A 22274-nucleotide genomic window follows, 5' to 3' on the forward strand; every position below is an offset into this window, starting at 1 on the left:
TCTTGTACTCTTGCGAGAGAGTATAGAATTAGGTTAATTTAACGCGATGTGCAACTAAAAACGACAGAATCAGGGTTCCAGAGGATACTTTATCTCTGCTGATTTCTGAAAGCCTTGTTGTAAATCAAGACTAAAAATATAGTTGCACACCGAGTTTAATTTAGCTTTTTCCCCTTAAACTAAAACCGACAAAGACGTAGTTTAAAGCGTTTCGGTATCCCCAAACCTCAAGGAATTGATAACGCTGCCATCCTTTCACCGAGCCAGTCTGAAAAGCTCTTAGGGTGTATAGTTGGTTAGCCCAGTTGTGATCGTTTGTTGTAGCATGGTGAACACAGTGCGCCCCTAGGCTAACTGGAAGGATGGTCAGCCGAATAAAGACTGCTCCTACTAATTCTATGTACCATTTTAACCACTCTAACCAGTGGTCTGAGCGCGGGGGGTAAGCACCCAAATATAGGGCAAAAGATTTACTAATTACCTGAGATTTAGCTCCCTCATTATCATCGGCTTCATAGGCCCAATTATGCTCCGGTAGCTGTTGCAAGAGTGCGGCTGCATAGGTTCCGAGTTGGGTAAATACCGCCCAGAGTAAGCAGATTAAACAAGAATGGGTTAAACCCGCACAAACAGAGGCCAAGAAAAGCACAATCAGGGTAGCTATTTGGTAGTTAATGGGAGCTTTAAGGAGATTAGTCAGGCGAGCAAGGAAGGTTTCTCCGTAAAACTTGGGAGAGAGTAATAACTTGCCCAAATTTTGCCAATAGAAGGCCTCTTCTTGGGCAAATTCAAAACCTAAATCTTCTACTAGGTAGGGGGTATTCCCTTTGTCATTCATGGTAGCTAGGTTTTTCGGCGGGTGGTGAATTAATAGGTGATCTTTTTTGAACAATGGAAAGGGCTTTTTCCCAGTAATTAAGGTAAGTAAACAACCTAAAAGATGGTTATAAGTGGGATATTGAGGGAAAAAAGCATTATGGGCGCAAAAGTGGGCTATTTCTTGCAATTGAGCCGCTCCAGCTACGGATAGCACCCATCCTAGGGGTATTAATTGCCAGTGGCTAAGAGCGATCGCTAATCCTCCTATATACTGGAGTATGCCATAGAGTAATTCTAAGGAGGGCGTGCTTTTCCAGAGAGGGGGGGTAAGGTAGTAGCCTGTTAGCCAGTCAAAGAAAGCTTGTACGAGACGATTATCGCTGAGTTGGAGCATCCCTAGGCGTGGATTATCCCTTAAAGCCGATGCTTGTGTTGGGGTGGGTTTTTTGAGTATCATGACAGTAGAAAATAAGTTGTACTGTCCTGAAAATGGTTAAATAACCAAATTCAGGCGGTTTTATTAGCTGTGCAGTTGTTCGATTTCTCGGTAGTGCTGAACTAATTGCCCATCACTTAAAAATTGCTTTGGAGAGATTTCTATCTCGATGGCGAGATTAATTACCCAAGCTTCTTTGGGTACATACCCCAAGCGATTTTTTAGCCTCTGGGTTAGTGATTTAATCTGGTAGTTTGAGATGTACATAAGCTCTGAATTAGACTACACTTTTAGCTTATTTCTAGCCCTTTTAATTGTCGAGGTAGTTTTTGTAGCATTTAGTAGTCAATTTGCCAAAGTATCATTAAGTAGCTAAAAGTAGCATTTTGTGAATTGTATTCTTAAAAGGAGAACCACAAGTACAAATGGGAGATAGAAAACCTAAGCCAGAAATTCCAAGTTCTTTAGGCAAAGAACTGTTTTTAAGCTGTGTGGAAAAAGTGATTCAATTGATAGAGCCTAATGGTATTACATCTATTCAAAAATGTTTAATCGAAGGGTTCGCACAGGGTTGGACTTATGAACACATAGCAAGAAAGTACGACTACTCCGAGGCGACGCTGAAAACGCACGCATCTCAAACTTTTTTTCCATTACTTGCCCAGGCATTTAACAAGGGATTAGAAAGAGATATAGAAAAAGTTAACAAGGCCAATGTCATCTCATTGGTTGAAGAGTATAATAGAAAAATAAGTGACAATGGGACTTTTTTACAGGATAAACTTAAAGAAAATAAGACAAAAATTAATATATTTACAGAGCTTAAAAATAAATTGTCTGGACAACAACAAGCAGAACTGAATCTGATCATAAAGTCGTACTTGCCAGATAATGACAATGCTAATTTTGAAGAAATCATCGATAAAATCATAAATATTCAAGATGATAAAGATTTATTAAGAATACTTTTTAGACTTACTCAAGATAGCAGAATTAATAGCTACAATCGCTCATACATTGAACAAACAATACAGGAGTTAAAGAAACCATTAAATATTACTGACACAGATTACAATGCTTGGATAGCAGAGATACCAGCAATTAATCCGGAACCTGACAATCGAGAAAATATTAACAACTATCTAATTATCAAAATAGAGGAGAGTAAAAGTCAAGCAAATACTTCCCATGAATATAAATTTGCTGCGTGTTTTCTACAGTTAAATACATCTCAAAGTCAAGGAAATAATTATATACCTCTTCCTGTAGATAGTAGCGTTAGCAAAGATGTTTATACTCAAAAAGATATAACGAACATTTTAACAAAAATTATTGAAGATTGTCATGAGCGAGGAGGTGCAAACTTAAATATTGAATTTTTCACCGATGGTAAGCTACTATATACTAACTTTGAATCTTGGGAATACAATTGCTTTGATAGCCTAACTCAACTTAAGAGAGTATATTTTGTTAATGTTCGTTCTCTTATGAGATTGGAAAAAATGTATAGTAAAATGCCAGCTTATCAAAATTGGAAAAGTAGATGGGAGAGATTAACAACAAATTCTATAGATACACAAACAGTTAATAACAGCGAGTCCTATTTGTGCCAAGAAACAACTCTATGGAGCAATCTTTGCGCTTCAACTCAAGAGGATTTAGAGCAATTCTTTAAAAGAAGCTTAAAATATGGCATACCTTTAGCCGTTGGGTCGCGCTGTCATGCTCAGGAAGCAAGTCACAGAACAGAAATTAATACCCTCTTACAGGGTATTCAAATCAATCAATTGTCCACAAGAGTTCAAGAGGTGAGGCGACAATCACCAGATAATTTAGAAGATGAACCCGAACATCTAGGACATCATCTATTATGCTTTTTAGAAGACCCTAATCGGACGCCACCCTTCCACTACTTAACATCTCAGCACCTAGGTTAACTAACTATGAATTCATGGAAAATCTTTAAAGGCAATCATGAAAAACGCTCAAAGGATGAGATTACCTGGCCAGAAATCCCACCCTGGCGAAGCTTCGCCACCAACAAATCCGAGGAGCGGGGAAAACAACTCATAGTTAACGATAAAACCATCGAAACCGTAAACGCAGCCATTCACCTACGCCGGCCTATTTTAGTCACAGGGAAACCGGGTACAGGGAAAACCTCCCTAGCCTACGCAATCGCCTACGAATTAGACTTAGGAGAAGTATTAGTCTGGCCAATTAATACCCGCACCACCCTACAAGAGGGATTATACTACTACGACGCGATCGCACGTTTGCAAGATTACCAATTAGAAGAAAAAAAAGACATAGGGCAGTATATCCGCTTGGGTCCCTTGGGGACAGCCCTCTGTCCGAGAAATTATCCCCGGGTACTGCTTATCGATGAGATAGATAAAAGTGACATCGACTTACCCAACGACCTCTTAAACCTTTTTGAAGAGGGAAAATTTGAAATCACCGAACTTTCCCGACTCGCTAAAGATACCGAAAACCAACCAATACCAGTACAAACCCATGACGGTGAATGGGAATCCATCCCCCAAGGAAAGGTAAGCTGCCAAAAGTCTCAGTTCCCCATAGTGATTATGACGAGCAACGACGAGAGGGATTTTCCCCTACCCTTTAAACGTAGATGTCTGCTCTTAGAAATCCCCGAACCCAACCCAGAGGAACTAAAAAAGATAGTAAAAAGCCATTTTAATTATAAAGAAGGCAGTCCCGAAAGTAGAAAAATAGAAGCAGCGATCGCAGAATATGTTAAAAAACGAGAAAAAGGGGAACTAGCAACGGACCAGCTTTTAAACGCCGTCTTTATGAGCATGGGCGAAAATAAACCCACAGATGCAGAATTAAAGTCCCTTACCGACCTACTATTTACCTATCTCACCGACACAGGCAATACATGACCCAAACCCTTCCCACACCAGAACTGATTGATAAATTTATCACCTTTGTCAAGGGCAGGGGATGGGACCTAGACAGTTACCAGATAGCTGATAGTTTATGGTGGTATGTCCTCACCCAAGAAGAGGAGGGAAAACCCCAACCCCCTACAGAGCCTAGGGAAGAAAAGAAAGAAACCCCTCCCACTAAAAACCCCCCCCAGGAGAGTAAAAACGAAACCCAAGAGCCAGCAGCCCCATCCGATGAAGTTCCCTTAATACGGGAGACAGAAGCACAAAAACAACCTGAGAAGATAGGCGCAGACACCCTACCCATTAGCCTCCCCGGCGCCAAATTCTGGCGAGAAACCCGAAAATTAGGGCGGGCAGTGCGTCCCCTCATCCAAAAGATAGACTCAGCCACCCAAAGACAAATAAACCTAAACAGCACCGTACAGAAATCGGCCGAGTATAGCATCGGCAAGAAAGATGGCAGTTTAGCCCTAATACCCGTTTACCAAGCCAAAAAAGTCCGTTCCCTAGAGGTAGTTTTACTGATTGAAGAATGGGCCTCCATGGTCTTTTGGAAAGAAATGGCTGGGGAAATCCGCGATTGGCTAGAACAAATCGGCGCATTTCGGGATGTCAAACTCTACCGCATCGGATGGGACGAAGACAGGCAAAATTTAGCCATCCGTACCTACTCTAACGATACTTGCTCAATTCACCCAAAAGATCTCATCCATCCTCGCGGCGAAAGACTTATCCTCTTCTACAGTGATTGTACTTCCCCAGACTGGTATCAAGGACGCTATAACCAAGCTCTTCAGGACTGGGGAAAACACCAAATCGTCACCCTGCTTTCTCCCTTCCCGGAAGCAATGTGGGAAAGAACCGCCCTTAGTCGAGGTTGGTTCGTCTCCCTAGTCAACCAAACCCCCCGGAAACCTTCACAAAACTGGAGATTTACCTCCATCCCCCTGCTACTACAAATTGAGAACGAAGAGGAAAATCAACATATTCTCAGAGAAACAATCCAAAAAACCTACTTTCCCCTACCCACCATCTCCCTAACCCCTTCATCCTTAAAAGCTTGGGCGCTCGTTCTCAGTGGTGACAGCAACGCCACCTGTGCGGGGGTACTACTAGAAAAATCTCCCCAAAACAGAGAAATACCCGCAACTATTTCTCCGGAGATGTCTGGGAAGCAAGCTCTAGAACTATTCGCTAGTACCGCCTCACCTCTAGCTTGGGAATTACTGAAAAAATTAGCCGCAGCCCCGGTAAATCTTCCCATCATCCGTCTTATCCAAAGCAAACTTTTAAGCGCCTCTAACCCCCTAAACATAGCAGAAGTCATCCTTAGCGGTTTTCTTAAAGTCTATCTAGGAGGGGAACCAGTGAAGTGGGACAAAGGAGGTAAATTTAACTTTCATACTCCCGACCACAGCCTAGATTTTGAATTTGATGATGAGGTGAGAGAGCTTCTGCTCACTGAACTAGGGAATAGCCGCGCCTTAGAGGTAATTTTTGTCCTCTCGGAATACATCGCCCAAAAACTCAACCTGAGTACCACCACCTTTTTTGGTCTTATTCTTACCAATCCCCAGGTTCTCCTCGGCAAAGAAGCTGCTAATCTAGTCCGCGCCTTTGCCAAGGTATCTGCTAAGGTTTTCCAAAAGCTAGGGGAAGCAAAGTACCAAGAAATTAGCCAAAAGCTGCAATCTATGGTTGACTCACCTCCACCCCCACCGGTTGAGGAAAAGTGGCTAAGGAAATATAAAACCGTAACCATAGCGAAGGTAAAAGAGCTTACGGGAGGAGAGGAAATATTGTTTCAACTGCTCAAGGATAGACTTAAGGATTTCAGCGTAGAAGATGGGGAACTGTATCAGCGCCTTCGTTTAACCCCTGAGCAGCTTAAAATTTTGGCAAGCGAAGAAATAACCGCCGAGACAATCCCAGTCCAGTTTAGGGAAGTCTTGGATAACACAGAAGAAGAAATCATCACCCAGAAATTTAACCTAACCCTGTTCAAATCTGAAACCGTTTTTGTGGATGAGAGGGGACAAATTACCGCCAAAGAACCCGTGAGAGCCTTCTACTTTGAAGAAAATCCCCCCAGCTTAAAAATGCTCTATATTCCTTCGGGGGAGTTTTGGATGGGAACCGAAGCGGAGGAAATAGCGCGGCTAGTGGAAAGATACGATAGCGATTGGTTCAAAGGAGAATCCCCCAGACATTTAGTAAAAATCGCCCCGTTTTACCTAAGTCAAACTCCGATTACCCAAGCTCAATGGTTATATATTGCCCGAAGAGAAGATTTAAAAGTAGAGCGAGATTTAAAACCAGAGCCATCGCGGTTTAAAGGCAGCACAAACCCCGTTGAAAATGTATCTTGGTTAGATGCCGTAGAATTTTGCCAAAGGCTCTCTAAAATGACCAAGAAACAGTATCGGCTACCCAGTGAGGCGGAATGGGAGTATGCTTGTCGTGCTGGAACCACCACCCCCTTCCACTTCGGAGCAACCCTCACCTCAAATTTAGCTAACTACGATGCTACGAAACGCTTTGCTGAGGAACCAGCAGGAGAATATCGCGAGAAAACCACCCCCGTGGGGCAATTTCCCCCCAATGGTTTTGGTTTGTATGATATGCACGGAAATGTCTGGGAGTGGTGTCAGGATGACTTCTGGGAAAATTATGATGATGACTTCTGGGAAAATTATCAAGGCGCACCTAGGGATGGTAGTCCTCGGCGAGAAAAGAGCAAAAAACAGCAAAATCAGGCAAATAAAGCTCTGCGGGGCGGTTCTTGGTACAGCAGTCCGAGTTTCTGCCGTTCCGCTTGCCGCAACAGCTACGACCGCCGCTACCTCTTCAACAGCGGTTTTCGGGTGGTGTGCGGTGCTGGGAGGACTTTGTAACCCTTTTTCTCTTTTTTCCCTTTTTACCCTTTTTCGATTTTTTTGAACAAATGTACTAAATGAGGTTGGCTGATCAGTAGCTGGTTATAATTAAATTGAAGACGGGTTTTGGGTTTCCCCCTTATCAAGGTAGGGTTGATTCATGAATCAACCCTACAATCAACCCTACAATCAACCCTACAATCAACCCTACAATCAACCCTACAATCAACCCTACAATCAACCCTACAATCAACCCTACAATCAACCCTACAATCAATTAATACTAGGATTCATCATGTACCAAATCACTCTTTCCCTACCCGATGAAACCGCTCTCGCTTTACATCTCACCCCAGAACAACTAGCACAGGAAATCTCTCTTCTTGCTGCCATTAAACTTTATGAATTGGGAAAACTTTCCTCTGGCACTGCTGCTAACTTAGCAGGTATTCCGCGAGTTGTTTTTCTCTCTAAACTTGCAGACTATGGAGTTGATACCTTCCGACTCAAGGAAGCAGAATTAATCGAGGATCTGGCTAATGCCTAACGTCATGCCGATACATCACCGATTCAATACCTCTATCAGACTAACTTACTTGACTTACTACCGAACTTTTACGGACAGATAATTATTCCTTTTTCAGTAGCTCAAGAGTTAGCCGTTGGAAAAGCTTCTGGAATCTCTTTACCTGATATAACCTCCTTAAGTTGGATAATTATTCAACAAGCAAAATCAGTTTCTCTTTTACCCCTTGTCACTGATTTAGGAAAAGGAGAAAAAGAAGTATTAGCTTTAGCAATAGAAATTACCGATTCTCTCGCTTTACTTGATGATAGCTTGGCGAGACGATATGCAAATTTATTAGGAATAAAACTTACTGGCACAATGGGAATATTATTAAAGGCTAAACAAAATGGTTATATACACCGTATTGAGCCAATTCTTAATCAACTAGAATTGCTGAAGTTTCGCTTAGATGCCACTACTCGTACTTCTGTGTTAAAATTAGCTGGTGAAGGATAGAGTATAAAATCAATTTTTAATTTAATTATAATTACTTACTTAGGGCTTGCTGAAAAAGTACGGGCGAAGCATTCGGATAGAAAATCTACGGTTTCACCGATAGGTTATGCCCGAATGCTTCGCCCCTACGGGACGCGGGCCGATACAGAACACTAAAACCCTTACCTCGTCTATATTTCATATTTATTCAGCAAACCCTACTTATGCCTACAATAATCATCCAAAAGACACAAAAACGTCTTTTAATCTATAGAGAAAAACTCACCGATGACCTAGACATAGAATTAGTCAAAATACCATCGGGAACCTTTACAATGGGTTCTTCAGAACAAGAAAGTAGTAATAAAAGTGAAAAGCCTCAACACAACGTTACCCTGAAAAACTTCTTGATGGGTATTTATCCCATTACCCAAGCTCAATGGTTATATATTGCCCAAAGAGAAGATTTAAAAGTAGAGCAAGATTTAAAACCAGAGCCATCGGAGTTTAAAGGCAGCACAAACCCCGTTGAAATGGTAAGTTGGTTAGATGCTGTGGAATTTTGCCAAAGGCTCTCTAAATTAAGTAAAAGAAAATATAGGCTACCAACGGAAGCTGAGTGGGAGTACGCTTGTCGAGCGCAAACCAAACCCTTAAATCTCGACAAAGGAGAAACCTACCCCCCCTATCACTTTGGGGAAATTCTTACCCCAGATTTAGCCAACTATAATAACAATCTCACAAAAACCACCCCTGTTGGGCAATTCTACGCCAACGACTTTGGTTTATATGATATGCACGGAAATGTCTGGGAGTGGTGTCAAGATGATTGGTGCGAAAATTATAAGGAGATAAAAAAGAGCAAAAAACAGCAAAATCAGGCATATAAAGCTCTGCGGGGCGGTTCTTGGTACAACTATCCAGATGACTGCCGTTCCGCTTCCCGCAACTTCGACGTCCGCCGCGACAACTACTACTACGACGGTTTTCGGGTGGTGTGCGGTGCCGGGAGGACTTTGTAACCCTTTTTCTCTTTTTTCTCTTTTTACCCTTTTTCGATTTTTTTGAGCAGATGTACTATATGCGTACTATAAAAGGATTGAGAGAATTATCATGAGTAGAAAACGGGTTACTCAACGGATTTAGGATAAATTGCTTGTTGAGACGAGACAAGAGGCAACAGTAAAGGGATTGGGGGAAGTTCAACTAATCTTAAGAATAAGCGGTTTAAATGCGTCTTAGTTTACATCAACAGCTGCTCATGGCTCTCCTATTCTTTGTGTGATCAGCTTAACTTACATAGGACTGATCGATCTTTGTGTCCTCTGTGTCTCTGTGGTTCCTTCCACTCGCTCGCCAGCAGGACTGTATCAGCTAAAGTGGTAGAAATTGACCAACGATTCAATTCCCCAGTGGAGAAAGTGCGATCGCATTGATGGTCTTAACTCGCTTGGGATTCGGTTCGCGCATGGTAGTAACCGGAGATGTCACCCAAACCGATTTACCGCAACCACAGGAATCGGGGTTAATTGCCGCTCAAAAAATCCTAAAATCAGTAGAAGGGATCGCTTTTTCTTACCTATCGCGGGCCGATGTGGTGCGTCATCCCTTGGTACAAAAAATCGTCTCAGCCTAGGAACAGCACGAAAAATAACAGATTATGGATATTAAAAATGGTTTCGTCGATGCGGTGGGTAATACTCCCCTAATTCGTCTCAATAGTTTTAGCGAGGAAACCGGCTGCGAGATTCTCGGTAAGGCCGAATTTCTTAACCCCGGTGGTTCGGTCAAGGATCGGGCCGCTTTATATATTATTCAAGAAGCGGAAAAAGCCGGTACTCTCCAACCGGGGGGGACCGTTGTCGAAGGAACCGCCGGCAATACTGGCATCGGTTTGGCCCATATCTGCAATGCTAAAGGTTATAAATGCCTGATTATCATTCCCGATACCCAATCCCAAGAGAAAATCGACCTCTTAAGAACCCTTGGCGCGGAAGTGCGTACTGTTCCCGCCGTTCCCTACCGAGATGCCAATAATTACGTTAAATTATCGGGGAGATTGGCCAGTGAGATGGAAAATGCTATCTGGGCCAATCAATTCGATAATCTGGCTAATCGTCGCGCTCACTACGAAACCACCGGCCGGGAAATCTGGGAACAAACCGACGGTAAAATTGATGCTTGGGTGGCTGCCACGGGAACCGGGGGAACCTACGCGGGGGTGGCGATGTTTTTAAAAGACCAAAATCCCCAGGTGCGTTGTGTGGTGGCGGATCCGATGGGTAGCGGTTTATATAGTTATGTGAAAACCGGGACAATTACCCTGGAAGGTAGTTCAATTACGGAAGGGATTGGTAATAGTCGTATTACGGCTAATATGGAAGGCTCACCCATAGATGATGCCATTCAAATTGATGATCCCACTGCCATCAAAGTTGTTTATCAACTATTACAAAAAGATGGTTTATTTATGGGGGGTTCTGTGGGTATTAATGTTGGTGCTGCCGTGGCTTTAGCTAAACAAATGGGGCCAGGCCACACCATCGTTACTGTTCTTTGTGATGGTGGGTCTCGTTATCAATCTCGTTTATATAATCCTCAATGGTTAGCTGAGAAAGGATTGGCTTAAATTGTACTGATAACTGATAACTGATAACTGATAACTGAATTAATGATCCTTCCTGAATTATTTGACCTTTGGCAAGAAACCCTAGAATGGCAACCCGATGGGGCCCAACAAGCGCGATTTCAACAACTTTATGAGTTGATTTTAGAGGGTAATCAACGTTTTAATCTCACCCGAATTACCCAACCAGAGGAGTTTTGGGAAAAACATCTTTGGGATTCTTTATCGGGTTTAGCTTGGTTAGAAAAATCCCAGCCGGATCTATTGACAAAATCCCTGTCAGTCATTGATTTGGGGACCGGGGCCGGATTTCCGGGGCTGCCAATTGCGATCGCATATCCCCATTGGTCGGTGACTCTCTTAGATTCCACCCAAAAAAAGATTAATTTTCTTGAAGAAGTTATTGACAAATTAGAGTTAAATAACACGAAAACTCGTTTAGGTCGGGCGGAAATCGTCGGGAAAAACCTTAAACATAACTGTGCTTATGATATCGTCTGTTTGCGAGCGGTAGGTAATGTGGATATCTGTGTTAACTATGCTTTGCCTTTCCTGAAAAAGACCGGAATCGCTATTCTCTATCGTGGTCAGTGGTCCGCGCAGGATAGTTTAAGTTTAGAGGAGAATCTAGGGAAAGCTGGCGGTAAAATCCTCGAAATTGCCAGTTTTACCACTCCCTTAAGCCAAAGCGTCCGTCATTGTCTATATATCTGCAAGGGATAACTCTAAGCGGTGAGAGGATGGAAAAAGAAAGCCAAGGCCAGGATAGTATATGTAGCTAAGAGTAACATTCCTTCTAACCAATTCGATCGCCCATCACTACTAATCGAATTAGCTAACCACACCGCCACAGCCACTGCCACCAACTCAAAGGGATTAAAATTTAGATCCATGGGCTGACCGATAATATAACCCATGATAACCAAAACCGGAGCCACAAACAGGGCGATCTGCATACTGGAACCGACGGCCACAGATACCGATAGATCCATTTTATTCTTAAGGGCGACGGTGACAGCCGTAGCGTGTTCGGCCGCATTACCGATAATAGGCAAAAGAATCACCCCGGTAAACAGCGCCGTTAAACCTAGCTGTTCCGTAGCCTCCTCTAGGGATGCCACCAATAACTCCGATTCTACGGCCACAGCGATGGTAACGATCAATAAAATCAAAGACCAAAACCAGATTTTCGGCCTTGCGGGGTTTTCTCCAGCGCTTTCCTCCTCAATACCAGCAACCCCGACATCATAGAGATAGGTGTGGGTTTTCATGGAAAATAAGAGACTTAAACCATAGACGAAAATTAACACCGCTGCCACGGCCACGGATAGACGCTGTAGGACTATTTCCCCGACTCCCGTGGAGGTAAATTGCACGGCAGTGGGTAAAAGGAGCGCCACCACCGCTAAATTCATAGCTGAGGCATTTAAACGAGCGGTTATCGGTTGAAATTCCTGTTCTTTGAAGCGTAAACCGCCTAAAAACATCGATAATCCCATAACTAAGAGTAAATTACCGATAATTGAGCCAGTAATCGTCGCTTTTACCACATCGATGAACCCTTCCCGCAAAGCGACATAGGCGAGAATTAATTCTGTGGCATTGCCAAAGGTGGCATTCATCAAACCGCCAATATTTGGCCCAACCACCACCGCAATCGCTTCCGTGGCTTCCCCCATGTAGGCCGCTAGGGGGATAATGGCTAGACAAGCGGTGATAAAAACTACCGTTCCGCCCCAGTGTAACAGGGAACCGGCGATCGATAGCGGCACAAAAATTAATAAGATGGCGAAAATGGTGTTTTTGCTTAACATAAAGTGGTTAATTTTGTCAAGATAATTTTATTTTGATTGGGTTGGGAACTGAGGGGGACTAGAATCGGATTCTAGCCAAAATTCCCCGGTAGAACCGGTTATTATCCATAATATTGCCCTAAAACCGTCTCTGAGGGACTTTTCTAGGGGTTCGGGGGGTGATTGGGAGGGAACAGTCACCGGTTTAATCACGATTCCACGACTACCAAAAATAATTTCTCCCACTAATCGCGCCCTTCTCATGTGATTATCAGAAGTGACTAGATAGACGCTATCAATACCTTGGGCTTTCAGTTGATCGGCTAGGCTAGTAAAGTTAGTGACAGTATCTCGCGCATTATAATCGAGATGGAGACGTTCTGGGGGAATTCCCGCTTTTTTAAAAATCTTTTGCACATATCGTCGCGGACTACCGGAAGATACCCAAATCGGTAGATCGGGATATTCCTTAGCTAATTTTGCCGCAAAACGTTCTCGATCGGCATGACCTCCCAAAACAAAAATCGCTTCCGGTTTTAGCCACTGCTGACGTAAATCGAGGTACAACCAGCCTAAACCCGCCAAAATTAGCGGAATAGCCAGCAATTTTAACCTAAATTTGCCTAACTTCCCTTGCGGAGAAACTCGCTTTTTTCTCTGAGAATTAGCCTTGAGAACCATATAACAGTGATCGGTGAGCGGTTGTCAACCTTCAGCTTTGTGGATTAAAGTGATCGAGGGTGAGGATCATCGAACTCACATTGACGTAGGAGATGGGGATTTTATTCCCTAACTGACCGATAATTTTCCCAGAACTCAGGTTGATTGATGCGGTCGCTTACATACCCCACCAACGGGCCACCGCTTCCGGAAGGGGTAGCAAAATACTTAATAATAAAGCTAGGGAAAATAAACCTAATAAATCTCGTTTATTATCCAATTCGGTGACATCATTTAAAGCAGGTTGATCGCTGACTGGCATTAATAAAAGAATAATCGCCCAGAGTAAAAAATCTGGCTGCACTAGGGCTAAAATAAACATGAATAATCGAGTTAATTGACCGATAATTATGGCGGTTTTCTGCCCATACATGGCGTGAACAATATGACCACCATCCAATTGACCAACGGGCATTAAATTCAAGGCCGTAACGATAATTCCCACATAACCAGCTACCGCTAAAGGATGTAAATGGATGGCTTTTCCTGCGATTAAATTACTGCCGAGAGCTAGTTTAGCTACGATAGACAAGAAAAAAGAAAACTGCGGATTTAAGGCCTGAAAATTTAATAAACTGCTTTGATTAGTTAGGGGAACTATTTCCGAGAGGGACAATCCCCAAAATAGTAGAGGAATAGCGATAATTATACCCCCCAAAGGACCGGCCACCGCCACATCAAATAAAGCTTTGCGGGTGGGTACAGGGGATCGCATTTGAATAAAAGCCCCGAAGGTGCCGAGGAAGAAAGGAATGGGGATAAAATAGGGCAAAGTAGTTTTAATTTTATATTTAACTGCTGTAAAATAATGACTGAATTCGTGCAGTCCTAAAATAGCAATTAAGCCCAAACTGTAGGGTAAACCTTGCAATAATAAACTAGAATTATTTTCTAATTGTTGGGCGGTAATGCCACTTAATCCCGCACCGACCACTGTGGTGGTTAAGATAGTTAATAACAATAAACCCAGGGCAAGAAAGGGGCGAGTAACTTTTTCAGTTTCTATGGTTTCTGTTTTTTGCTGCCAGGGATTAGCCACAAGAGCGAAAAAAGGTTGTCCCTGAAAACTTTCTTGGAAAAGCAATAAAAAGCGATCACCAAAAACCTTTTCCACATTGTTTTTAATCACTTGATAAGCTTCTTCGGGAACTGCTCGCAATTTCCCCCGACAGAGAATTGCTTGGGGACGATAATCGATATTTTGCAGATAATAAATACCCCAAGGAAAACAATCTCGTAGGGATTTTTCCTCTTCAGCAGTGATCGGTTTTAAATCATTTTTAGGTGCAGGATTATCAATATTTTCTAGGACTAAATTCGCTTTTTCTAGCGGTGATGGGGAGCTTTCTTGGGGAGTAACCCGACCCTTTTGTACTAACCACCAGTACAAAAAAGGGCAGATCACAAAAGGACCGATCAGCAAAAATGCCGGCATGGGGGTATCCTGTCCATAGATTAACGTCCAGCCGGTCCAAATAAGAGCCGGAGTCATCAGGACTAACCAAATTAACCAAACTGGTGTTGTCGTGATTTTGGCCACGCTACGCTTGACCATAAAATAAGTGAAACCACCAAGAATCCCTAATAACAACCACATTTCCATATCGGCTCTTTTCTCTTGAATAAAAAGCGGCTAATTTCAGCCCGCCCGGTCATCGATCGTGCTAAATTGTAAACCGCATTGATTGTGATTTGGATAGGCAAACCATGCGATCGGAAACCGAATCGTCTCCTTTAGAGGTTAGCAAAACCACAAAACCCCCTCGATTAATTCTAGAAGGTTTATACGCTTTCTCGCCTAATCGGGAAACCCTAGGGGGAACCTCTTATCTTATTGTAGAAAATACTGGCAATATTCTGGTGGATTGTCCTGGCTGTGACGAGAGCGAGCGGGATTTTCTCCGAGAAAAGGGTGTCCGTTACTTATTTTTTACCCATCGCGGTGGTCAGGGTAAGCAGAGCGATTCTCTGCAAAGTTTACTTAATTGTGAGATTATTCTACAGGAACAGGAAGCCTATCTGCTTCCTCACCGTCAAATTACCGTTTTTCAGCAGCAAATCCAGTTATCTCCTACTTGTAGCGGTTTTTGGACTCCTGGCCATTCTCCCGGTTCCTCCTGTCTCTACTGGAACCGTCACGGGGGGGTTTTATTTACCGGTCGTCATCTTCTCCCCGATACTAATGGTCAACCGCAACCCCTACAGACCGCGAAAACTTTCCACTGGCTGCGGCAATTGCGATCGCAAAGGGCTATTTTAGACCGTTTTAGTCCGGAAACCCTCTCTTATCTTTGTCCGGGGGCTAATACCGGCTTTCTGCGCGGTCGGGGAATTATCGATCGCGCCTACGAAAAAATCAGCGCCAATCCTCTTAACTAGGGTCTGCTGAATAAATCTAAAAACCTTGTTGGATAACGCTTTTAGACTTTTTTTCCCTCAAAAAGTGCCGACCATTGGAGTGATTGGGGGGAAATTTTAGGGACTTTTTCCCTGAAAATTAGGTAATTGACCACCTGAAAATGGATAAAACCCTACACCCCACACCCCACACCCCACACCCTACCCCCACGAAAAACTTTTTGCCGCAAACCTTAACTAAAGACTTTTTAGAAGCTGCATCGTTCAATTCCCAGAAATTATGAATTTAACCGTTAAAGACTTGGGTGAACAGGGATTGCTACCGATTCTGCAAAAATATTGTCCTGCGGAGATTATCGGTGATGATGGGGCGATTTTATCCCTGAAAGAGGGTTACTCTCTCGTCGTCACCACTGATGTTTTAGTTAATAACGTCCACTTTAGCGATATTACCACCTCTCCGGAAGATGTGGGCTGGCGAGCGGCGGCGGCTAATTTATCCGATTTAGCGGCTATGGGGGCAGAACCCCTGGGAATTACGGTAGGATTGGCTTTAACTCCCGATCTAGCCATCGATTGGCTAGAAGGACTCTATCGGGGTCTTAGCTCTTGTCTGCAAGTATATCAGACGGCGATCGTTGGTGGCGATGTCTGTCGGGCCACGGAGATTAACATCAGCATCACTGCCCTGGGACAAGTGGCAAAAAATGAAGAAATTAGACGTTTTAACGCAAAAGTTGGCGATAGTATCGTTATTACTGGTTATCACGGTTTATCGCGGGCCGGATTAGAGTTACTCTTGCACCCTGAAACCGGGAGGAATTTAAATTCCTCCCAAAAAAAGCGATTAATCCAAGCTCATCAACGGCCGCGACCGAGACTTGATTGCATACCACATTTACAAAAAATTGTCAAGCAATTTCCCATCGCCGGCATGGATAGCAGTGACGGGTTAACAGATGCCATCATCCAAATTTGTCGCTGTAGTGGGGTTGGTGCCGAAATCGAGCGGATTCCCCTGCATCCAACCCTGAAAGAATATGTAGGAGCCGAAAAAGCTCTAGAATGGGCTTTATACGGCGGTGAAGACTTTGAGTTAGTTTTGTGTTTACCCCCGGACAGTGCCAGAGAATTGCTGGAGAAAGTGGGGTCCGGGGGGGCGATAATCGGTCAAATCGTCCCCGGGAGAGAGATAAAATTAGCCGACGGTAGAAACCTCAGTTTAAGCTCTGGATTTCAACATTTTTAGCCTCTATAAATCGCCAAAACCTTTCTTTTTCTTGATTTTCTTCGGTTTTTTCGGGCTGCCACCTTGACCGCGGAACCCCGGTTGATTGCCACCCCCAAACATTCCGCCACCCATCCCGGGCATCCCCGGCATAGCGGGCATTTGTCCCCGTCCCATCTGTTGCATCATCGTTCGCATTCTGGTGAAATTAGCAATTAGTTTGCTAACTTCTGTTTCTGGATGTCCCGAACCCTTGGCAATGCGACGACGACGATTAGGAGACTTAGCCAATAAATCGGGGTTAGCGCGTTCCTCCGTGGTCATGGAATTAATCATCGCTTCCGTGCGTTTTAACTCTTTTTCGCCCTTTTCGATGTCTGTCCCGCTCAGTTTGCCCAGACCGGGGATTAACTTGAGGACTCCCCCCAGGGAACCCATATTTTTTAACAGCCGCATCTGTTTGAGGAAGTCATTAAAATCAAACTTAGCCTCTAAAATCTTGGCCTGCATTTTGGCCGCGTCTTCTAGGTCTAACTGTTCCTGAGCTTTTTCCACTAGCGTCAGGACATCACCCATATTGAGGATGCGACTGGCGAGGCGATCGGGATAAAATGGCTCTAAAGCTTCTACTTTTTCGCCAACCCCAACAAATTTAATCGGTTGTCCCGATATTTGCCGCACTGATAGGGCTGCCCCACCGCGAGTATCGCCATCAAGTTTGGTGAGAATTGCCCCCGTGATGCCAATTTGTTGGTGAAAAGTGTGGGTGAGATTGGCCGCTTCCTGACCGGTCATGGCATCCACCACTAATAAAGTGTCGTCGGGGTTGACAATTTTCTTGATTTGTGCTAGTTCGCCCATCATCTGGGTGTCTATCTGCAAACGACCGGCGGTGTCGATGATAACCGTATCTACGCCCAATTCTTTGGCTTTTTCCACACCTTGACGGGCGATATCGACGGGATTAGCCTGAGAACCCATCTCGAAGACGGGAACATTTATCTGTTTACCGAGGGTGATTAATTGGTCAATGGCCGCCGGACGGTAAACATCGGTAGCCACCATCAGGCAGCTTTTGGACTGTTTGCGGAGATATAGGGCTAATTTGGCGGTGGCGGTGGTTTTTCCTGTCCCTTGCAACCCGGCCATTAAAATTACGGTGGGGGGTTTATCGGCCTGGGCTAGGGGAACGTTACTTTCCCCCATAATTTTGACCAATTCATCATAGACAATTTTGATAAATTGCTGGCCGGGATTGACTCCGGAAATAACTTCAGCACCGAGGGCTTGTTTCTCGACCTCAGCAATAAATCCCTTGACTACCTGTAGGTTAACATCTGCTTCTAATAAAGCCCGCCGGACTTCTTTGAGGGTTTCTTGTATATTGGCCGAGGAGATTTTATCTTGACCTCGTAATTTTTTCCATGCGTCTTCTAAGCGGTCGGCCAGTGCGTCGAACATAGTTTCGGAATTAAATTTTTAACTAGATCGATTTTATCTCAAATGTCGGGGGAAGACCCCCGTTCTTACCCTGTCATTGGTCAGGGATCGGCGGCAAAGTTCGATCGAATGTTAAACTGAGTCTGTCTTAGCTTCGGAAGTATTCGATCGCTGCAGGAATCGATTCAAGAGAAAACCGAGGAGCAGAGCCTTAAATTCCAGGTCGTCAGTGAACTGTTTGTAGAAGCTGAAAGGTTCATCTGATTAGCTGGAAACCCTATCCGGCAAAGGATTAATTCAATTTAGCTCTGGAAAAAAACACAAAAGACTTATCTGGAAGGTGTTTCAATCCTTTAAGCTCCTGATAAACCGCCGAGAAGCATACCAAACTCAGAAGAGCCATAATTATTCTCAATTATAAAAATTGAGATAGTTTGTGCCGCTTAAATAAAGAGGTTTTGATAACCAAATTAAAGCATATCTCAAGAGTTTTGAGTTAAAAGTAAAACTTCAGGTTTTTATTTATGACAAATGTACCTATTAACTAATTTTCCCAAAAAATTAGTTAGCCTATAATCATAACATATAATTAATTTGCAAGAGTTCTAATATCCGAATTAATTATCGAAGCTGGTGGCTCTTCTAGGTTCTGTGTGATAAGTTTAACTTACATAGGATCGATCTTTGTGTCCTCTGTGTCGGTCGGGTTTCTTCCACTCCCGCGCCAGCAGGGCTGTATCTTAGAATACATTTTACCCACCAAATCCAAGAGAGCCATCTCTCTCCCCAATCCTTTTACTGTTGCCTTTTCCAAGAGTGCGAGAGTGCCTCATCTCAACAAGCAATTTAAATTCGCAGGCAGCTTATCATCTAACCCTGACATTAGCCAATTTTGTTAGATAAGAACTTTTTTAAGAATTATGATCGGCCTATAATAGTAACTGTAGTCACCCCTATCCTTTAGGGATAATTCTTGGTTTAGGGTTGATGTCCTTCAGCGCAAGCGAGATAGGTTATGAAAATTAGCGAACTAGAAAACTACTTGGCTCAGATTAAGTCAGAGATTGGTGACATCGATATCGTCTATCAATGTCGTAACCAGCACTATAGTTGGTTGGACAAAATTAGAAGCCATCAACTGAAAGTGTTAAAAAATACCGCAGACACTAAATTATTGATTTCTCTGCAATAGCCATTTTCTCTTGCTAGATGCCAGCAATGCCATAGAATCCGCCTAATCTGCTTAACAGTTTATCTTTTCTTCCCTGTCGATAGGTTCTTAAACCAGCCGCGTCGCCAAAAGAAAATGATTAAACTGAAAGCAACGGTTAGCATCAACACCCAGACGAACACATAGCCCCAATACCATTCTAATTCGGGCATATTATAGGGGGATTTATCAGTATTAAAGTTCATGCCATAAATACCGACAATGAAGGTGAGCGGGATAAAAATCGTCGAGATTACCGTTAAAGTTTTCATAATCTCGTTCATTTTATTACTCACGGAAGACAGGTAAAAATCCATTAAACCATTGGCAAATTCCCGGTAATTTTCGATAACATCGAGGATTTGTACTACATGGTCATAACAGTCTCTTAGATAGGGTTTAATGGTTGTATCGATGACAATATACTCATCGCGTAAAAGCGCATTGAGGGTGTCCCTTTGCGGCCAAATTGCTCGTCGCAGGGAGAGTAATTCCTGACGTAGTTGGTAGATTTTTGATAAAATTTGTTCCGTGGGACTAGCTAAAATTTCGTTTTCTAACTCCTCGATTCTTTCTCCGTAGGACTCTAAAACAGGAAAATAACCGTCAATAATTGCATCCCAAATCGCATAGGCTAAATAACCCGATTTTTGCTGCCGGATGGAACCTTTATTTAAACGGATTCTTTCCCTAACTCCTTCCAAAGAATCGTATTGTCCTTCTTCCTGCACGGTTAAAACATAATTCTTCCCGACTATTAAACTGATTTGTTCTAACAAAAAACTCTGATGATCGGTCAGGATGGCCATTGGCACTATAATTAAAAGATAATTATCGCATTCTTCTACTTTTGGTCTTTGGGGAATACTGACTATATCCTCAAGGGTTAAGGGATGCAAATGAAAAATTTCCCCCAACTCTTGCAGTTTATCTTCATTACCCAAACCGACGATATCAATCCAAGAGATGGAATCATTGGATAAATATTTAAGACAGTCTTGAGGTAAAAGATTATTAACTCTAGTGGCTTGTTGGGAGTTATAATTAACTAAAAATATCTCGGTAGCAACGGCATTTTCATCGATGGTGATTAACCCCGGCATCGTCCCGGGTTGATTATAGTGATAATCGTAAAGGTGGGGTTTTGTCTGGGAGGATTTTCGCCCTTTTTTATACCTAGTTAATCTTTTGTTATTGCTCATAGTTGAGATCGATCGCTGTTTGCCTTTTTCTTAGCATTGATCGCTCAAACATTCCTCAATTTTTAGCTAACTTTAAGATTGTCCCAGACTCTTAAAAAACGAAGATTAAACGTAAATGCCAATTATTAGCCGTTTCCCTCTCGATTTCGATGCGACGGATAAACTCACGAAAATAAAAACGGCGCTCTATTTCCGATAAATCTCGCCAAAATTGCGGAAAAGCAACGGCACGAGCGATAATAGTCAGGTTATCGGGGGGTAATTGGTCTAAACGTCCTTGAATCTGCGCGATCTCGTTTTTCAGTTTATAGGCCCGTAGATTAGCCGTTTCTTGATCTAAAATTCCCGCCGCTTCTAGGGAGGGCAATTGCGACAAAATATCGTTTTTTTGCCCTATTTCCTCGCTCATTCCCCGTTTGATCCCCTCTAAATCCGGTAAAGATATCTGAGCGATCGTCGGTGGTAGGTCTTGACAAATGCGCTCGATTGTGCTATCGAGAATTTTCTCATAAGCGATCGCCGAACATTTTTTTGTCCGGGGACATTGCAAAGGTCGCAAATAGAGGTATTCTGTGCCTTTTCCTCGCGCTGTCACTTTGGTAATCGTCATCCCCGATTGACATTGATTACAGACGACTAAACCTGCTAAGGAACGCGGGGCGCTGGCACTGCGGGGGGGTAATTTGCGATTATTTCTCAGGATGCGATCGATCTGGGCTGCTTCTTCCCGGGAGATAATCGGGGTGTGGGTATCGGGGATAATATCTTGACCGAGATAGCACAAATCGCCGCGATAAACGGGATTGGTTAGCCATTTATGGGCAGTAGCTACCGATATCTTTTTACCGTAGCGTTTTTCTAGATAGCGCACCGTGGAACGCAGGGAAGCGGAAATCAAAAAGCGATCAAAAAAGTCTTTGACTACTGGCGCGGTACTGCGATCGAGTATATAACGCTCCTTGCCACGACGATAACCGTAGGGTGCTTTTCCGGGGGGAGGTAAAGCTTGCAGACGATTGCGAGCGTGACCTGCTTTTAAACGATTACTTAGTTCGTTTTTTGATATTTCTTGCAGAATCTTGGCAAAATTCAGCTTATAATCTGGGTCTTCCAGGGCAATTATATCTATGTCGAGGGCTTCTAAGGATTGTAAAATTTTGCTAACTTCCGTGCCATTGTCTCCTAATTCTGCTAGGCGATGCAGGATCAGCAGTCGGGGGGGAGTCCCTTGACAATCGCAGAGTAGTTGCTGCCGCTGTGAGCGATCGCCAAAATCTTGATACACTTGTTCGGGAGAATAGTCCCAAATCGAGGCATCGGGAGGACTATCGATCAGGGGGTTAGTATAGGTGTAGGCGATAATTTTCATGTTTTGCCGAAATCCTCCTATAGATAAACTGTACTATATTTAAACCGCGTCCTGAAAAGTTTAGTACAAATGATCGAACTGCCTCGACCCAGCCTCCTTCTCACCGATCATAGACAGTCTTAACCAATAATTTAGATAAGACCTCCTGCAAAAATAGGAACTGATTATGTACAATAAAGTAAAACACTCAGAAAAACCATGACTTACGAAAAAGTAAAAAATTTGAATCCAGAAGAGTTTAAACGCTTTTGTGGAGTATATCCTGAAACATTTAAG

19 protein-coding genes and 2 pseudogenes are annotated in these 22274 nt (G+C 43.3%); 13 read left to right on the top strand and 8 right to left on the bottom strand.

From position 1 onward, the window contains the following. Positions 1-160: 160 nt before the first annotated feature. Together O9323_RS20115 and O9323_RS20120 are read right to left on the bottom strand one after the other, a co-directional pair. Entirely contained in the window at positions 161-1276 is a 1116-nt protein-coding gene (locus tag O9323_RS20115; protein WP_288125648.1) for a fatty acid desaturase, read from the bottom strand. Between the two features lie 63 nt (positions 1277-1339). Then, positions 1340-1522, bottom strand: a complete 183-nt coding sequence (locus tag O9323_RS20120) for a hypothetical protein (protein WP_043998847.1) — start codon at positions 1520-1522, stop codon at positions 1340-1342. A gap of 158 nt (positions 1523-1680) precedes the next feature. Here O9323_RS20120 and O9323_RS20125 point away from each other — a divergent pair, with 158 nt between their 5' ends. From O9323_RS20125 to rsmG, 9 genes and pseudogenes are all read left to right on the top strand, one after another. Continuing rightward, positions 1681-3192: a VMAP-C domain-containing protein gene (locus O9323_RS20125; RefSeq protein WP_288125649.1), complete on the top strand. Its 1512-nt coding sequence runs from the start codon at positions 1681-1683 to the stop codon at positions 3190-3192. A 6-nt stretch (positions 3193-3198) separates the two neighbouring features. Beyond that, a complete protein-coding gene (locus tag O9323_RS20130) occupies positions 3199-4164 on the top strand; it encodes an AAA family ATPase (RefSeq protein ID WP_288125650.1) in 966 nt (321 codons plus the stop codon). Then, positions 4161-7067 (top strand): formylglycine-generating enzyme family protein, encoded by a 2907-nt coding sequence (locus tag O9323_RS20135; protein WP_288125651.1) that lies wholly within the window; start codon positions 4161-4163, stop codon positions 7065-7067. Before O9323_RS20130 ends, O9323_RS20135 begins: the two co-directional genes overlap by 4 nt. A 142-nt stretch (positions 7068-7209) precedes the next feature. After that, entirely contained in the window at positions 7210-7596 is a 387-nt protein-coding gene (locus O9323_RS20140) for a UPF0175 family protein (RefSeq protein WP_288125652.1), read from the top strand. A 21-nt stretch (positions 7597-7617) separates the two neighbouring features. Further along, positions 7618-8073, top strand: a complete 456-nt coding sequence (locus O9323_RS22970; protein WP_502846433.1) for a PIN domain-containing protein — start codon at positions 7618-7620, stop codon at positions 8071-8073. Positions 8074-8276: 203 nt separating this feature from the next. Beyond that, positions 8277-9074 (top strand): formylglycine-generating enzyme family protein, encoded by a 798-nt coding sequence (locus tag O9323_RS20150; protein ID WP_288125653.1) that lies wholly within the window; start codon positions 8277-8279, stop codon positions 9072-9074. Between the two features lie 413 nt (positions 9075-9487). Next, a pseudogene (locus tag O9323_RS20155) lies at positions 9488-9688 on the top strand (PhoH family protein); the annotation flags it as partial. 24 nt (positions 9689-9712) lie between these two features. After that, positions 9713-10681, top strand: a complete 969-nt coding sequence (locus O9323_RS20160) for a cysteine synthase A (protein ID WP_079207361.1) — start codon at positions 9713-9715, stop codon at positions 10679-10681. A gap of 42 nt (positions 10682-10723) precedes the next feature. Continuing rightward, positions 10724-11401, top strand: coding sequence for a 16S rRNA (guanine(527)-N(7))-methyltransferase RsmG (rsmG, locus tag O9323_RS20165; protein WP_288125654.1), 678 nt, complete (start codon positions 10724-10726; stop codon positions 11399-11401). Between the two features lie 2 nt (positions 11402-11403). Here rsmG and cax read toward each other — a convergent pair whose 3' ends face one another. The 3 genes from cax to O9323_RS20180 form a co-directional block, all read right to left on the bottom strand. Next, positions 11404-12492, bottom strand: a complete 1089-nt coding sequence (gene cax / locus O9323_RS20170; protein ID WP_288125655.1) for a calcium/proton exchanger — start codon at positions 12490-12492, stop codon at positions 11404-11406. A gap of 27 nt (positions 12493-12519) precedes the next feature. After that, positions 12520-13152: a YdcF family protein gene (locus O9323_RS20175; RefSeq protein ID WP_002776722.1), complete on the bottom strand. Its 633-nt coding sequence runs from the start codon at positions 13150-13152 to the stop codon at positions 12520-12522. A gap of 157 nt (positions 13153-13309) precedes the next feature. Beyond that, on the bottom strand, positions 13310-14794 hold the full coding sequence (locus O9323_RS20180) for a site-2 protease family protein (protein WP_002776723.1): 1485 nt from the start codon (positions 14792-14794) through the stop codon (positions 13310-13312). Positions 14795-14898: 104 nt separating this feature from the next. On the opposite strand from O9323_RS20180, the gene O9323_RS20185 reads away from it, so the two are divergent. Together O9323_RS20185 and thiL are read left to right on the top strand one after the other, a co-directional pair. Beyond that, positions 14899-15570, top strand: coding sequence for an MBL fold metallo-hydrolase (locus O9323_RS20185; RefSeq protein WP_002755852.1), 672 nt, complete (start codon positions 14899-14901; stop codon positions 15568-15570). Between the two features lie 259 nt (positions 15571-15829). Next, positions 15830-16798 carry a thiamine-phosphate kinase gene (thiL, locus tag O9323_RS20190; RefSeq protein ID WP_288125656.1) on the top strand — a complete coding sequence of 323 codons (969 nt, stop codon included), beginning with the start codon at positions 15830-15832 and terminating at the stop codon, positions 16796-16798. 3 nt (positions 16799-16801) lie between these two features. On the opposite strand, the gene ffh is transcribed toward thiL, so the two are convergent. Continuing rightward, a complete protein-coding gene (gene ffh, locus O9323_RS20195) occupies positions 16802-18238 on the bottom strand; it encodes a signal recognition particle protein (protein WP_002755848.1) in 1437 nt (478 codons plus the stop codon). Positions 18239-18870: 632 nt separating this feature from the next. Here ffh and O9323_RS20200 point away from each other — a divergent pair. Together O9323_RS20200 and O9323_RS20205 are read left to right on the top strand one after the other, a co-directional pair. Continuing rightward, a pseudogene (locus O9323_RS20200) lies at positions 18871-19067 on the top strand (hypothetical protein). Between the two features lie 165 nt (positions 19068-19232). After that, positions 19233-19409, top strand: coding sequence for a hypothetical protein (locus tag O9323_RS20205; protein ID WP_002739752.1), 177 nt, complete (start codon positions 19233-19235; stop codon positions 19407-19409). Between the two features lie 59 nt (positions 19410-19468). Here the strand turns inward: O9323_RS20205 and corA are convergent, their stop codons facing one another. Together corA and O9323_RS20215 are read right to left on the bottom strand one after the other, a co-directional pair. Then, on the bottom strand, positions 19469-20629 hold the full coding sequence (gene corA / locus O9323_RS20210; RefSeq protein WP_288125657.1) for a magnesium/cobalt transporter CorA: 1161 nt from the start codon (positions 20627-20629) through the stop codon (positions 19469-19471). A 91-nt stretch (positions 20630-20720) separates the two neighbouring features. Continuing rightward, positions 20721-21998 carry a recombinase family protein gene (locus O9323_RS20215; RefSeq protein WP_002755843.1) on the bottom strand — a complete coding sequence of 426 codons (1278 nt, stop codon included), beginning with the start codon at positions 21996-21998 and terminating at the stop codon, positions 20721-20723. Between the last annotated feature and the right edge of the window lie 276 nt (positions 21999-22274).

Origin of the sequence: Microcystis sp. LE19-131.1A (assembly GCF_027532015.1) — a bacterium.
Classification (GTDB): domain Bacteria; phylum Cyanobacteriota; class Cyanobacteriia; order Cyanobacteriales; family Microcystaceae; genus Microcystis; species Microcystis ichthyoblabe_A.